The sequence below is a fragment of the Comamonas sp. Z3 genome, from assembly GCF_008121565.1.
Taxonomy (GTDB): Bacteria; Pseudomonadota; Gammaproteobacteria; order Burkholderiales; family Burkholderiaceae_C; genus Comamonas; species Comamonas brasiliensis.
This window is the reverse complement of record NZ_VOQU01000005.1, coordinates 191,631-205,367: the sequence shown is the minus strand read 5'-3', so window position 1 is coordinate 205,367 and position 13,737 is coordinate 191,631. Positions and strand designations below refer to the sequence as shown.

Below are 13,737 nucleotides of genomic sequence, written 5' to 3'. Positions count from 1 at the left end.
ATAAGAATAGGTCCAAGTTCCCAGCGGCATTTCAAGGAAACCCTCATGCAGAGCAGCGCACGCAACCAGTTCAGGGGTCATGTCTCCCATATCAGCCATGGCATCGTTACCGATGAGGTCCAGATCCGCACCGAACACCAGGCCGAACTGGTGGCCACCATCACACATGGAAGTGCAGTCAGTCTGGGCCTGAAGGCCGGCAGCTCGGTGATAGCCATGGTCAAGGCGCCATCCGTGATGGTGGTGACGGATTGCGAAGGCGTACGCTTTTCGGCACGCAACCAGCTCACTGGCAAGATCACCCGGATCAAGCCCGGCGCGGTGAACTCCGAAGTAACCATTGATGCCCAAGGCCTGCAGGTGGTGGCCATGGTCACCCTGGAAAGCACCGAGAACCTGGACCTGGCCGTTGGCAAGACGGCCACGGCCTTGTTCAAGGCGTCCCAGGTCGTGCTGGCAGTGCTGCCCTGAAGAACGAGTCGCCCGTTCAGGCTCCTCCAAAGACTGCGCGAGACCGCGCGTATGGCTTGATTGTTGCTGTTTTGCGGCTTAGCGCTCTTCGTACCTTCCGGTCACGCGCCCATGACTATCCGTCACCACACTGCTCTTGACCTGCCAGACCAGACCGTCGAGCCCGGGCACGGTGTACTCACCGTCGCGCCCCTTGACGACCTGCTTCCAGGCCTGCATCTGCGCCGGGGTCAGGCTGAGCTTGAGTTCATGGTCGCTATGCCAGTCCAGCAGCCCCCCTTCACTGTCGCCGGCGGGCACCAGCTCCAGCGTCGAGCCGTCGCCCGCCAGAATCAACGGACGGCCATGGGGCAGGCGTGCCGGCAGCATGGCCTTGAGGTCGCGCACGCCCAGGCTGCCCAGGCGAATCACGGTCTGAGGACTGCGCAGCAGGCGCTTGCGGTGACTGAAGCCCAGAACATCGTTGTAGAGCACGCCCGTCTTAGAGCCTTCACGCGCCGCGCCGGCATCGATGGCGGCCTGGACATCGGGCAGATCATGCAGGCTGGGCCTGGCCAGATCGGTGATCCATAGCGGCATATAGCTCTGCAGCGACTGAAGCGCTCCCTGCACGTTCCAGCGACGCACCTCGCGCAACTCGTCACTGGTCAGTCCCACCAGTTGCAGAAACATCAGGTCGCCATAGGGCGTGTGAATGGCCGGCAACTCGGGATCTTGCACAAAGCCCATTTCGGTCAGCAGCGTGTCGGCATCGGCCTTGATCGGGCCATTGGCCGTCATCCAGTGCCCCGGGGCCAGCACATTACCGGTACGAAACACATATCGAGCGATATTTTGCAAAAAGTTAACAGGCCAACTAGGTGCTTCCTGTTCGTTGGCGCCGCGCAGCAATCTGAAGCTCAGCTCGAAACCATAGCCGCTGGGCTTGCCCGGAGCGATGTCGTAGCTGTCGTCCAGGTCGCCGTACAAATCGCTGAAGCCGTAGCTGACATAGTGCCAGTGCGGCGCGCCCTGCTCGCTGCGGTAGACGCTGACGCCGTCCAGCGGATCGTCTCCCCCAAGACGAAACTTGATCAACGTGCCGAAATGGGCGGGCTGCTGATCGCCATAAACCGTCTGCAGCGCCTCATCGATTGCATCCCATCCCTGGCTGCCCTCTTCCCCGGTGGCTTGGGACTGAGAGTCGTAGGTGTCGCGGGAATTCATGGCCTTTTTCTCCTTTGCCCCAAGTATCAAGGCGCATGAGGGCCGTTTGGCACGGATTACAAACGGAGATGTGAGCGAGCGTTTCTGGCCGCTAGGCTGTCCGGAAATCTCGGCGGGGTCCCTCGATCTGCCACCAGGCAGGCAGCAGCGCACGTACCTCGGCGCGTGCGAAGCGGTCGTCCATCAACACCAGAACACCGCTATCGTGCTCACTGCGTATGACTCGGCCAGCCGCCTGTACCACCTTGCGCAGGCCGGGGTAAAGATAGGTGTAGTCATAGCCCAGCCCCGCTCCCATGGTCTGATCCATGGCACGCTGCATGGCTTCGTTGACAGGGTTGAGCTGGGGCAGGCCCAGTGTGGCAACAAAGGCACCGATCAGACGACTGCCGGGCAGATCCACGCCCTCGGAAAAAGCCCCGCCCAGCACGGCCAGACCCAGACCCTGGCCGCCCTCGACAAAGCGGGCCAGGAATTCGGCCCGCCCGGCTTCGTCCATTCCGCGCTGCTGCTGCCATAACGGCAGTTGCGGGTGCCGCCGCTCCACGGTAGCGGCGACTTGCTGCAGATACTCAAAACTGCTGACAAAACACAGATAGTTGCCGGGCTGACGCGCATATTGCTGCGCGATCAGATCCGCCATGGGTGCCAGAGACGCTTCGCGATCACGCCAGCGTGTGGAGATATGGCGAGCAATATGCACCTGCAACTGCCGGGCCGCAAACGGTGCCGGGACATCGAGCCAGGCGGTATCGACAGGCAGTCCTAGCAGGTCACGGTAGAACCCGGGCGGACTCAGCGTGCCTGAAAACAGCACCGAGGCCTGTGCCGCTGCATGGCGCGCCGCAAGGTGCGGTGCGGGCACCACGTTGCGAATGCACAGCGTGGATGACGGCTCACGCAGCCTGCCCGCGCGCCCCAAGAGCAGAGGCCGCTGGATATCAAACAGCGCATGCGGCCCGAACTGATCGGCCAGAGCCTGAAAATGCAGCAGTTCCCAGTAAAAACCCAGCAAGACATCGTCGGCAAGTGCGTGCTGCCCCACTGCGGCCGCATGGCCACCGGTCTCCTGCTCCGCCAGTTGATCCGCGATGGCGCCCACGGCCCGCTGCACGGCGCCCAGCAGTGCGCCGGGAATGCTCTCGTAGCTTTGGTAGCTGGCCTGATCCTGGGCCCGGTTCAGCACCTGCCACTGGCGCTGCAGTGCATCGAGTGCCTTTTTGACAGCACCGGTCGCTACCTGGCGGGCCTGTGCCAGATCAAACTGGGACAGCGGCGCCGTATACATGCTGCGCGCGCGCTCCAGCAGATTGTGCGCCTCGTCCACCAGCACGCCCACACGCCAGTCCTGCTGCAAGGCCAGCGCATACAGCATGGCCGTACTATCGTAGTAATAGTGGTAGTCGGCCACCACCACATCGGCCCAGCGCGCCAGCTCCTGCGACAGGTAATAGGGGCAGATGCCATGCAGCAAGGCCAGAGTCCGCAATCCCGGAGCATCCCAGAGCGGCAGTTGCAGCGCCTGCTGCCTGGCCGCAGGCAGTCGGTCAAAGAAGCCACGCGCTAACGGACAGGACTCCCCATGGCAGGCATTGCCGGGATGCTCGCAGGTCTTGTCGCGCGCCTGCATGTCCAAGACACGCAAGGGCGCAACCGGCGTCTCGGCAGCCTCCGACATGGCTCGCGGCAAGGCTTGCTGCAGCTGGCCCAGTGCATGCAGCGCCAGTCCATGGCCCGTGCCCTTGGCAGTGAGAAAGAACAGCTTGTCCAGACCGGCTGCATCAGTCTCCGAGGCACCCTTGGCCATGACAGCGGCCATGCTCTTGAGCATGGGGAAAATCGTGGCCAGGGTCTTGCCGATGCCGGTCGGCGCCTGAGCCATCAGACAGCGACCGCCTGCGCCGGCATGGGCCGTGCGATAGACGGCCACGGACAGCTCCCGCTGCCCGGCCCTGAAGGCCGGCATGGGAAATTTCAGCTGCGCCATGGCCTCATTACGCGCCTGACGGTGGGCGGCTTCGCAGCGTGCCCAGTCGAGATAGCGGGCACATAGCGATTCGAAAAAGGCCTGCAGTTCGGTGGCGGAACACTCCTCCACCAGCACGGTCTCCTCTGCGCTGCCGATCTGGAAATAAACCAGCGCCAGCTTGATCCGCTCAAGGCCGCGCTCCTGACACAGCAAATGACCGTAGACCCTGGCCTGGGCCCAATGCAAGGCCCGATGATGGGGACGCACGCCATCAAGCCGGCCCCGGTAGGTCTTGATCTCTTCAAGTTGCTGCCGCACGCCATCAAAGCCATCGGCTCGGCCGCGAACCTGCAGCTCTTGGAACCGACCGCTGAGCGCCAGCTCCACCTCGTAGCCGCCCGCTTTCTCACGCCGTTTCTGCACCACGGCATGGCCTTCCATGCCCTCCAGCGCACTGGGCGCGGGCGTGAAGCGCAGATCCAGATCGCCGCTGCGCGCCGTGAACTCGCACAGTGCGCGTACTGCCACGCTAAGCGCTGGCTTCATGGCGTGCTACCTTCGTCACGCCACTGCACATGGCAAACGCGCACGGGAATGCCCTGCTCCGAGCAATAGGCCAGCCAGCGAATCTGGTTGTCCTGCAACTTGTCGCCCGGCGCCTTGACTTCCACCAGCTCGTAGCGTGAACCGGCATCGGACCGCAGAGGCCAGAAGCGCACCAGATCGGGAAAGCCGGTGCGGTTGGCCTTCAGGTCCAACAGCAGCCGTGCGAACAGAATCCGCAGATGGGCGGCAGGCATGCAATCGAGCGCCAACTCGAGCAGCTCTTGCGTCAATGTGCCCCAGAATACGAACGGCGACTGAACTCCTTGCTTGTCGGCAAAGCGCTGGCGAATCGTGGCCTGGTAGCGACCGTCCTCCAGCTCGGCCAGGCAGGCATCAAACAGAGGCTGGCGGCGCAGCACAAAATCCGGTGCCCCCAGATCGGCCGGCCCACTCTGGAAGGGATGAAAAAAAGCCCCCGGCAGCGGCGCAAAAACGGCCGGCCAGCACAGCAGACCGAATAGCGAGTTGACCAACGCGTTCTCCACATAGAACACGGGCGCATCGGCGCTATGCCAATGGGCTTGCAGCGCGTACTCCACCGCCATGGACTGGGCGGGTCGGTCCAGCTGAACATCGCCGCGCAGGGCCGCCACGGCCGGGGCCAGAGCCGGCTGGCGCCCCATGGCGCCGAGTCCCATGCTGCGGCTCAGACGCGGCAGCATGCGCGCCACACGCTGACGCTCCTCCTCACTTTCAGGCGCAGCCTGTGCCTGGCTGGCAAGAGCCAGCGCCTGATCAAAGCATTGCATGCGCTCCAGCACGCGAATATGACGGTGACGTGCACCCGCATAGCGGCTGGCCGTGTAGGCCTGAGCCGCCAGCGGCCAGTCCTGCAGCCTCTCGCACACCTGGCCAAGCTTCAGCAAAACCTTGGCCCGGCGCATGTCCAGCCATGGGTTTTCGCTATTATTTTCAATAAGCGCAGGCAGCAGTTGCGCGGGCTCCACGCCTTCGTCGAGAGCCTGACGCCGGGCCGATATCTCCAGATAGAAGTCCAGATCTTCGCGGCGCTGAAATGCACGCGAGTCAGCATCCAGCGCCACCGGCTCGTAGCGGAAAATACCGAGGTCGGCCAGTACGAACTCCGACCAATCCTGGTAGAGATTGCCAAAGAACATCAGCCGCAGACGCTCTCCCAGCTCGCCCACCATGACGCGCCAGACAGGTTCCACGGCCTCTGGGTGCCAGACGGCATAAGGCCGGGGCTCGGGCTGCCTCTCGGCCAGCTGCTGCAGCATCTCGGCCTTGCGCATGGAAGAGCACAACTCAAAGCCAGTCAAGATCTGCAGCAGCTCGGGTTTGGTGTGCAGGCTGAACAGCTCGACCGCATCCATGGGCTCGGTGGTACTGAGCCAGCCACATTCCAGCAAGGGCGCGGCAGCATCGACCGTCACCGGAATCTCCTCGTAGGCGAGCTTGCTGGCGCGAAACCAGGGCCCGCGCCGCATCAACATGCGTACCAGCAGCGCCCTGGAGTTCTGCGGCAGTCGCGCAAAGCCGGCGATGAAATCAGCCTCCTGCGCGCTGAACAGATCGCCATAGCGCTGCGCCAACCAGTCCAGTGCCTGCTGGAAGTTGTGCAGATAGTAGAAGCGATGCGGCGGAAGAATGGTGGCTTGGGATGCAGTCACGGTGACGCTCACAAAATGCTCGGCGAAAAGACGGGTGGATGCCGACCATGAGACCTGTATTTTCATACAGCTCAGAAATCCCTTCAAACTCCTCAGAACCAGGCGTTACAGCTAGGCGGACGAAACGCGCGTGGCTTGAACACCCTGTGGCAGTGGCACACAATCAACGCTTCATTCAACAAGGAGCAGGCAATGCTGGACTGGAACGAATACCGCAAGGAGCTGGCAGGCAGGCTGGGAGAGTTTGCCGAGTTGAGCCCGGGAACCATGGAGGGCTACAAGGCCCTGTCCGGCGCGGGCAAGAAGACCGGCCATCTCGATGCCAAGACACGAGAGCTGATTGCCATCGCCGTGGGTGTGACCACGCGCTGTGACGGCTGCATCGCCGTGCACACCAAGGCAGCCAAGGCTGCGGGAGCCAGCAGGGAAGAAATTGCCGAAGCACTGGGTGTGGCCGTGGCCTTGAATGCGGGTGCTGCCATGGTCTATTCGGCCCGCGCTCTCGATGCGCTGGGCGAGTAAGACTCTCAAAGGACAGCAGCCAGTGATTCACTGGCTCGCCATCCCGGCCCTTCAAAGCACGACCTGCGTACCCAGTTCCACCACCTGGTTCGCAGGCAGCTTGTAATAAGTGGCCGCGCTGGCCGACTGGCGTGACATCCAGCCAAACAGCGCACAGCGCCAGGCAGAAAGACCACCGGGCCCGTCCACCACCTGTACCCTGGCTACGAAAAAGCTGGTCGTCATGGGGTCGAGGTTCGGTATCTCGCCATCGACATCCGGTGTCATCCGCTTGAGCGCCGCCGGAATATCGGGCTGCTCGCGAAAACCGAAATGCATGTCCAGCGCCCAGACCGCGTTGCACATGGGCTTGAGCCTCAGGCGCTCGCCCTCCCGCACATAGGGTGTGTTCTCGTTGATCACGTGGAGAAACACCGTCTGCTCATGCATGACCTTGAAATGCTTGAGATTGTGGAAGAGCGCATTCGGCACCAGCTTGGGGTCGGAGGTCAGATAGACGGCCGTGCCGGACACCACAGGCACGCCGCTCATGGGCGAGCTCATCAGATCGCTCATGGGGATATCGAGGCGGCGCCTGTGCTCGGCCACCAACTGGGTACCGTCACGCCAGGTCATCAGCGCGATGAAGATGACGGCGCCCAGAGTCAGCGGCAACCAGCCGCCCTGCTCCAGCTTGGTCAGATTGGAAGCAAAAAAGCCTATCTCCAGCAAGGCAAAACAGGCCAGCGCTGCGAGCGTGATGGATCTTGCGCGACTGCGCCCCAGATAGACCACAAAGCCCACCAGCATGGTGGTGATCAGCATGGTGCCCGACACGGCAATGCCATAGGCCGCCGCCAATGCCCCCGAGGACTTGAAGGCCAGCACCAGCGCGATCACGGCCACCAGCATCAGCCAGTTCACGCTGGGGATATAGATCTGGCCCTGCTCCTGATCGGAGGTGTGCAGCACGCGCACACGCGGCAGATAACCGAGGCGGCTGGCCTGCAGCGTCATGGAATAGGCCCCTGAGATGGTCGCCTGAGAGGCAATCACCGTGGCGGCAGTGGCCAGCACTACAAAAATCAGCAGCCAGGACGGCGAAGCCAACAGAAAAAAGGGATTGCTGGCCGCCGACGCATCACGCAACAGCAAGGAGCCCTGGCCGAAGTAATTGAGCATCAGAGCCGGGAACACCAGCCCATACCAGCCCAGGCGCACGGCCCGGCTGCCGAAATGTCCCATGTCGGCATAGAGGGCCTCGGCGCCTGTCATGGCCAGAAACACGGCCGACAGCAGGAAGAAGGCCTTATCCGTGTGCTGCACGGCGAAGCGAAGTGCATGCAGCGGGTTGACGGCCTGCAGCACCATGGGCGTCTGCACAATGCTGGCCACACCTGCCCAGGCAATGCAGAGGAACCAGACAATGGTGACCGGGCCGAACAGGCGCCCCACCACGCTGGTGCCCTTCATCTGAATGGAGAACAGCCCGATCAGAATGCCTATGGTGATGGGGACGATGAAATGCTCGAACTCCGGCGTGGCAATGCTCATGCCTTCCACGGCAGAGAGCACGGAAATTGCCGGCGTGATGATGGCGTCACCATAGAACAGTGCGGCCGCAAACACTCCGGCTGCAACCACGAAGCGCGAGCGCCGCGACTGGTCCCCCATCACCCGGTGGGCCAGCGCAGTCAGCGCCAGCACGCCGCCCTCGCCATCGTTATCGTGGCTGAGCACCACCCACACATACTTGATGGCGACGATGACGATCACGACCCAGAGCAGCGCCGAGAGCGCGGCCAGCACATTCTCGGGACCCACCGTCAGCCCGTGGGTGCCGGTAAAAGCCTCCTTGAACGCGTAGAGCGGGCTGGTGCCGATATCGCCGAACACCACGCCCAGCGCCGCCAGTGTCAGTGCCGACGGGCGGCTGCCCTGCCCGGTTTTTGCATCCCCCTGAAGCCCATGTTTGCTCTGTGACATAACCATGCTTTTGCAGTGATAGAGACCGCCTCGCGCCAGGAGCCGGCAGCCCAGTATGGCACGCTGACGGAAATTGGAAAGCCTGGATGACGCCGGGCCGAGCTGTCCTTCTTTATGCAATCTTGATAGCAGCGGCCACAATCCATGCAAGGGCTTGAGGCCTTAATTCCTAGATTCAAGGCTTCACAACAACCGGCTTGTCCTGCAAGCCCGCCTCCCATGAAGCCTGTCGCCATCCTCCAGCACGAAGCATCGCAAGGCCCCGGCATTTTGCTCGACCACCTGCGCCAGCAAGACATTGCCCATGTACTGATAGACCCTTGTGCCGAAGGCGCGGCCCCGGCCAATGCGCGCGACTATCGCGGCATCATCGTGCTGGGCAGCAACCATTGCGCCAACGAGCAGCTGCAATGGATCGATGAGGAACGCTGCCTGCTGCAAAGTGCATTGCAGCACGACATCCCCGTTCTGGGACACTGCTTTGGCGCGCAGATGCTGGCCCGCGCCATGGGCGCAGGCGTCTGGCGCAACCCCTGCGCGAACATCGGCTGGAGCGAAGTCCGCATCACCCCCTGCGCCCAGCAACTGATGAACCTGCCCGCGCAAGCCACCATCTTCAACTGGCATTACGACACTTTCGACATTCCGACAGCCGCCAGACGCACCATGTACGGGCAGCATTGCCTGAACAAGGGCTTTGTCCACGGCCGGCAATGGGCGTTTCAAGGCCATCTGGAGGTGACTGCAGACAGCGTGCGTCAATGGTGCGGCGAGGGGCATCATGAGCTGCTGCAGGCCCGGGGCCCGGCCGTTCAGAGCGAGGCCCAGATCCTGGCCCGACTGCCGCAACACATAGGCCAGCTGCATGCCATGGCACTGCGCACCTACAAGGCATGGACCGATCAGCTGGACAGACCGGTTTCGGTTTCGTGCAACAGTCCTTCGGAGACTGTGAGCCGATTTCGACTCAAATCTAATGAGTACCTGCACATGCAGCTATGAATTTGCAAGCACCAGCCTCCAGCAATGCAACGAACATACGTTTTGTTGCATCTAGCGGACAGTCTCTGGCAAGGCACGGCCGCCGTCTGGGCCAGAATGGCCTGCAAACTCACTGCCCCAAGCTTCATGGACTTCACTACGCTTGAAAAACACCTGGATGCCTCGCCGCTGCTGAAGGCGCACAAGCAATACTTCCTGAATCTGGCCCAGCCCGCCGTCGCCATTCGCCTGGGCCAAACCATGGGCAGCCCCCTGCAAAGCCGCTTTGGCGGCCAGCCCATGGTGCCTGCAGGCTTTGTCTGGCCCAGGCATCCGGACGGCCACTACCTGTTTTTGGGACAGATCAACTTTGGCGAGCTCCCCGACGGAGCCGGCCGCCCTGCAGAGCTGCCGGCCAGCGGCCTGCTGTCGCTGTTCTACGGCTTTGACGAGGACGACGCCATCTTCTGGCGCGACAAGGACTATCTCAAGGCGTTCTACTGGCCGGATATCAGCGACATGCATGAGATCCAGGCTCCCCATCAGTGGGGCACGGACAGCCGTGCGCTGCAGTTTGAGAACGGCATCGATCTTCCTCGCCACGAGGAGCTGCGCAAGGACTGGCCAGTGGAGTTCGATGAACTACAGGATTGGCTCCATGGGCTTGAGGAAAGCGGCGATCTGCCTCGCGACTATCTGCTGGGCCGCCCCTCCTGGGACAGTCTGGGCTACGATCCCACGCCCGAGGCCGAGAAATACCCTGGCAGCTCGCACTGGCGCTCGCTACTGACGCTGCAGTCGCATGAGGAATTCCACTGGTGCTGGCAGGATGGCGCACGCCTCATGGCCTTTATCGCGGATGGCAGGCTGCGTGCCGGGGACTTCAGCCATTTGCAGGTGGACTGCGGCTGATGCCGGGTTCGACCGCCACAAGCACAAGGAGCCGCTCATGCCCACCCAGATTCCAGCAGAAATCCTCAAACACTGGCAGGGCGGTCACAAGATCGAAGCCATCAAACAGCTGCGCGAGCAAGGCGGGCTGGGTCTGAAGGAGGCCAGAGACCTGTTGGAAGCCAGCGACGAGCCGGACTTTGTCCAGCATGGCGCAGCAGAGCGGACGCAGGCCATGCAGCAGTTGCGCGAGCAGTTGGACAAACTGGGCATGAAGGATGCCACTTTGCTGCTGGACCAGCTGAATCGGGCCGACACCGTGACCGGCAGCGCCTTCTCTTCCATCAAGACCACCACCACGACCGTCAATGGCAAGACCACCACCAGCGTCACCGTGAGCGGCGATCATGCAGAGGCCATAGCGGCGTTGATTTCCGGCGCGAACCCGGTGCCTGCAGAGACCAGGGCCGAGGTGGAAGATGCCATGGCACGCGGCAACAAGATCGAAGCCATCAAGCTGCTGCGCGATGCCACGGGCCTGGGTCTTTCACAGGCCAAGGACCATATCGATGCGGCCATGGATGGCATTGCGCTGGACTGGCAGATCCTGCAACGGCAATCGGTGCGGGCCAGCGTCCCCAACCACTTTCCGTCCGCAGCGCCATCGCCGGGAGAAGTCCCCAGAGGGCAAGGCCGGTATCTGTGGCTGCTGGCGCTGGTCCTGGCTGCCGTCGGCCTTTGGTACTACTTCAAGATGCCTTGGAGCTTATAGCAGACAAGCGAAGAATGCTCACTTTTCAGGAGCTCATGAACCGGATTCAGGGTTGCCGGGCAGCTGCATCGGCCAGTTGCCAGCCGCCACCCAGCGCCTGGTACAGCGCCACGGCGTTTTCCAGCTGGCTCTGACGCAGGCGCAGCACTTCCTGCTGCACGGCAAACAGATTGCGCTGGGCATCCAGCTCCTCCAGATAGCTGGCATAGCCGGCCTCATACCGATCCTTGGCAAAACCCAGGGTACGACCCAGCACTTTTTCGCGTTCCTTGGCATGCTCCCACTGGGCTTGCAGTTGCCGGGAGCTGACCAGAGCTGTTTCCACATCGCCAAAGGCCTTGATGACCACACCGCGATAGGCATAGGCGGCCTGATCACGCTGGGCAGATGCCGTATCGAACTGACCCTGCAGGCGTCCGCCGTTGAACAGCGGGGCGAGAATGCTGCCGCCCAGCGACCAGACCCGGGCCGGGTTGTAATCCAGCGCGTTGATGAACAGGCTGCCGAAGTTCGCACTCAGGCTCACCTGCGGCAAAAAGGCCGCGCGCTGTGCCGCAAGATTGCTGTCGCTGGCCGCCAGCAACAGCTGGGCCCGTGCAATGTCAGGGCGGCGCTCCAGCAAGCCCGACGGCAAGCCAGGTGCTGGCATGGCGGGCAAGCCCATGGACTCAAGCCCGGAATGCTCGCTCAAGCTGGAGAGGACCAGGGCCTGTGCCTGGTCATCACCGCTTCCGCCCACCAGCTGCATCAGTGCTATGCGCTGGCGCTGCAGCGCCAGAGACAGCTGCTGCACCGATTGCCGCACGCTTTCCAGTTCGGCCAGCGCCTGGCTCTGCTGCAGCTGCGAGATATAGCCCACACGCACCTGATCGGTGAGCAGACGCACCGCATCCTCGCGCGATTTCACCGTGTCCTCGGCCACGGCCAGCTGGGCCTGCAGCGAGCGCAGAGCGATATAGGCCTGCGCCACGGTCGCGGCCACCGTCAGGCGTACCGCGTCGCGATCCGCCTGGCTGGCTTGCAGACGCTGATCGGCTGCCCGGCTCAGACTGCCCAGGCGGTCCCAGAGATCCAACTCCCAGCTCGCTTGCAGCACCGGCTGGGCCGAACGCACATGCACCATCTGGCCGGTTCGCGCGCTCAGGCTGCGGTTGGCCGAGCCCGGTGCGCTGAGCGACAGCTGCGGTGCGGCCGCCGAACCCGTCACATCGAGATTCGCGCGTGCCTCCTCCACCCGGGCCAGGGCAGTGAGCACATCGTTGTTGCGCGCAAGCGCCAGCTCCACCCAGTGACTCAGCTGCGCATCACCAAAAGCCTGCCACCAACCGGTCTGGACTGCGCTGGCACCACCTGCGGCCCGTTCCGCGCTCCAGCTGGCCGGCACCGCAGGCTGAGCACTGTCTGGGGCCCGGGTCAGACTGGGCACGCTGCAGCCAGCCATCAGGAATGCAAGCGCCAGGGGCAAGGCACGCACGGTGTGAAGGGCGTTACTCATGGCTTGGCCTGTTCGGATGCGGAAGCTGCGGGCGCTTGAGATTTTTGAACCAAATCGGCCTCAATCGCTTGTGGGGTCTGCGCTGAATGCTCTATTTTTTGTGCAGTATCGAGGCGCACGATGACCGACATGCCGGGGCGCAGGCGCGCCGCATCGGCCTGGCCCTCGTCGATGGCTATCTTGATGGGCAGACGCTGGACGACCTTGGTGAAATTGCCCGTGGCGTTGTCGGCCTTGAGCACACTGAACTCCGAACCCGTGGCTGGCGCAATCTCCAGCACATGGCCCTTGAGGCGCAAGCCGCCCAGCGCGTCCACGCTGAAGCTCACGAGCTGGCCGATCTGCACCCGGGCAGTCTGGGTTTCCTTGTAATTGGCCACCACCCAGTAAGTGGGCGGCACCACATACATGAGCTGCGTACCGGCCGCCACGTACTGGCCCTTGCGCACCGATACCTCGCTGACCTGTCCATCGCTGGGCGCATGGACCACGGTGTTGTCCAGATTGATCTGGGCCTGACGCAGCAGCGCTTCAGCCATCTGCACCTGGGCCTTGAGAGAGTCACGGCCCACGGTCGTGGCCTTGATCTTTTCCTGGTTGATCGCGATGTCGGCCTGGGCCTTGGCCACGTTGGTCGCGGCCAGGCGCGAGGTGGCGCGCACCTTGTCGCGTTCGTTCAGAGACACGGAGCCTCGCTCGGCCAGCTCCTGCACGCGCTTGAGCTCCGCCTGCGAGCGCTGGGCCTCTGCCTCCACGGCAGCCAGACCGGCACGGCTGGCGCTCAGCGTGGCACGGTTCTGGGCCTGTGTCTGTTCGGAATTGCTCAGCTGCGCCTGCGCGTTCGCCAGTTGTGCCTGGGCCTGGGCGACGGCCGCTTCATAGCTGCGGCTGTCGATGCGCACCAGCGCCTGGCCGGCCTTGACCTGCTCGTAGTCCTTGACCAGTACCTCGGTCACATAGCCATTGACCTGCGGAGCCAGCACGGTGACGGCACCGCGCACATAGGCATTGTCCGTGGTCACCACCGAGCTGTTGAAGGGCCACAGATTCCAGGCCCGCAGCACGAGCAGCATGCCTGCCAGGGCCACCACCAGCATGATGAGCACGCTGCGCAAGGAAGGCTTGATCTTCTTTGGCGTGGGAGGCAAGGCTGCAGCGGGTGAAGGGGCAGCTGTCGCCGCAGAGGCGGCGGGGGAATGGGGTTGTTGACTGTCGCTCATGCTCAATC

General features: G+C 63.0%; 11 protein-coding genes. 5 read left to right on the top strand and 6 right to left on the bottom strand.

Annotation, left to right across the window (positions count from 1 at the left end):
- The first annotated feature begins 45 nt into the window (after positions 1–45).
- Positions 46–471: a molybdopterin-binding protein gene (locus FSY59_RS16230; RefSeq protein WP_050874821.1), complete on the top strand. Its 426-nt coding sequence runs from the start codon at positions 46–48 to the stop codon at positions 469–471.
- Between the two features lie 78 nt (positions 472–549).
- On the opposite strand, the gene FSY59_RS16225 is transcribed toward FSY59_RS16230, so the two are convergent.
- The 3 genes from FSY59_RS16225 to FSY59_RS16215 all read right to left on the bottom strand — a co-directional run bounded on the left by FSY59_RS16225 (position 550) and on the right by FSY59_RS16215 (position 5,862).
- Positions 550–1,677, bottom strand: coding sequence for a suppressor of fused domain protein (locus tag FSY59_RS16225; protein ID WP_043372722.1), 1,128 nt, complete (start codon positions 1,675–1,677; stop codon positions 550–552).
- 91 nt (positions 1,678–1,768) lie between these two features.
- Positions 1,769–4,192, bottom strand: coding sequence for a helicase C-terminal domain-containing protein (locus FSY59_RS16220; protein ID WP_148729325.1), 2,424 nt, complete (start codon positions 4,190–4,192; stop codon positions 1,769–1,771).
- Complete coding sequence (locus FSY59_RS16215; protein WP_187427940.1) at positions 4,189–5,862, bottom strand: VRR-NUC domain-containing protein; 1,674 nt, start codon at positions 5,860–5,862, stop codon at positions 4,189–4,191. Before FSY59_RS16215 ends, FSY59_RS16220 begins: the two co-directional genes overlap by 4 nt.
- Positions 5,863–6,075: 213 nt before the next feature.
- Here FSY59_RS16215 and FSY59_RS16210 point away from each other — a divergent pair, with 213 nt between their 5' ends.
- A complete protein-coding gene (locus FSY59_RS16210) occupies positions 6,076–6,405 on the top strand; it encodes a carboxymuconolactone decarboxylase family protein (protein WP_003055390.1) in 330 nt (109 codons plus the stop codon).
- Between the two features lie 51 nt (positions 6,406–6,456).
- Here FSY59_RS16210 and FSY59_RS16205 read toward each other — a convergent pair whose 3' ends face one another.
- Entirely contained in the window at positions 6,457–8,370 is a 1,914-nt protein-coding gene (locus tag FSY59_RS16205) for a potassium transporter Kup (RefSeq protein ID WP_222864296.1), read from the bottom strand.
- 219 nt (positions 8,371–8,589) lie between these two features.
- On the opposite strand from FSY59_RS16205, the gene FSY59_RS16200 reads away from it, so the two are divergent.
- From FSY59_RS16200 to FSY59_RS16190, 3 genes are all read left to right on the top strand, one after another.
- Entirely contained in the window at positions 8,590–9,372 is a 783-nt protein-coding gene (locus FSY59_RS16200; RefSeq protein WP_003055394.1) for a type 1 glutamine amidotransferase, read from the top strand.
- Positions 9,373–9,498: 126 nt separating this feature from the next.
- Complete coding sequence (locus FSY59_RS16195) at positions 9,499–10,263, top strand: YwqG family protein (RefSeq protein WP_003055396.1); 765 nt, start codon at positions 9,499–9,501, stop codon at positions 10,261–10,263.
- Positions 10,264–10,300: 37 nt separating this feature from the next.
- Positions 10,301–11,014, top strand: a complete 714-nt coding sequence (locus tag FSY59_RS16190; RefSeq protein ID WP_003055398.1) for a ribosomal protein L7/L12 — start codon at positions 10,301–10,303, stop codon at positions 11,012–11,014.
- A 46-nt stretch (positions 11,015–11,060) separates the two neighbouring features.
- Here FSY59_RS16190 and FSY59_RS16185 read toward each other — a convergent pair whose 3' ends face one another.
- The gene (locus FSY59_RS16185; protein WP_148729323.1) at positions 11,061–12,509 is read right to left on the bottom strand and encodes an efflux transporter outer membrane subunit; all 1,449 of its coding nucleotides are present in this window, start codon (positions 12,507–12,509) and stop codon (positions 11,061–11,063) included.
- Entirely contained in the window at positions 12,506–13,729 is a 1,224-nt protein-coding gene (locus FSY59_RS16180) for an HlyD family secretion protein (RefSeq protein ID WP_003055402.1), read from the bottom strand. Before FSY59_RS16180 ends, FSY59_RS16185 begins: the two co-directional genes overlap by 4 nt.
- Positions 13,730–13,737: the final 8 nt, after the last annotated feature.

Excerpts from the sequence above, each read along its gene's own strand:
- FSY59_RS16230 (WP_050874821.1), top strand. The coding sequence starts at position 46 with ATGCAGAGCAGCGCACGCAACCAGTTCAGGGGTCATGTCTCCCATATC.
- FSY59_RS16225 (WP_043372722.1), bottom strand. The coding sequence starts at position 1,677 with ATGAATTCCCGCGACACCTACGACTCTCAGTCCCAAGCCACCGGGGAA.
- FSY59_RS16220 (WP_148729325.1), bottom strand. The coding sequence starts at position 4,192 with ATGAAGCCAGCGCTTAGCGTGGCAGTACGCGCACTGTGCGAGTTCACG.
- FSY59_RS16210 (WP_003055390.1), top strand. The coding sequence starts at position 6,076 with ATGCTGGACTGGAACGAATACCGCAAGGAGCTGGCAGGCAGGCTGGGA.
- FSY59_RS16205 (WP_222864296.1), bottom strand. The coding sequence starts at position 8,370 with ATGTCACAGAGCAAACATGGGCTTCAGGGGGATGCAAAAACCGGGCAG.
- FSY59_RS16200 (WP_003055394.1), top strand. The coding sequence starts at position 8,590 with ATGAAGCCTGTCGCCATCCTCCAGCACGAAGCATCGCAAGGCCCCGGC.
- FSY59_RS16195 (WP_003055396.1), top strand. The coding sequence starts at position 9,499 with ATGGACTTCACTACGCTTGAAAAACACCTGGATGCCTCGCCGCTGCTG.
- FSY59_RS16190 (WP_003055398.1), top strand. The coding sequence starts at position 10,301 with ATGCCCACCCAGATTCCAGCAGAAATCCTCAAACACTGGCAGGGCGGT.
- FSY59_RS16185 (WP_148729323.1), bottom strand. The coding sequence starts at position 12,509 with ATGAGTAACGCCCTTCACACCGTGCGTGCCTTGCCCCTGGCGCTTGCA.
- FSY59_RS16180 (WP_003055402.1), bottom strand. The coding sequence starts at position 13,729 with ATGAGCGACAGTCAACAACCCCATTCCCCCGCCGCCTCTGCGGCGACA.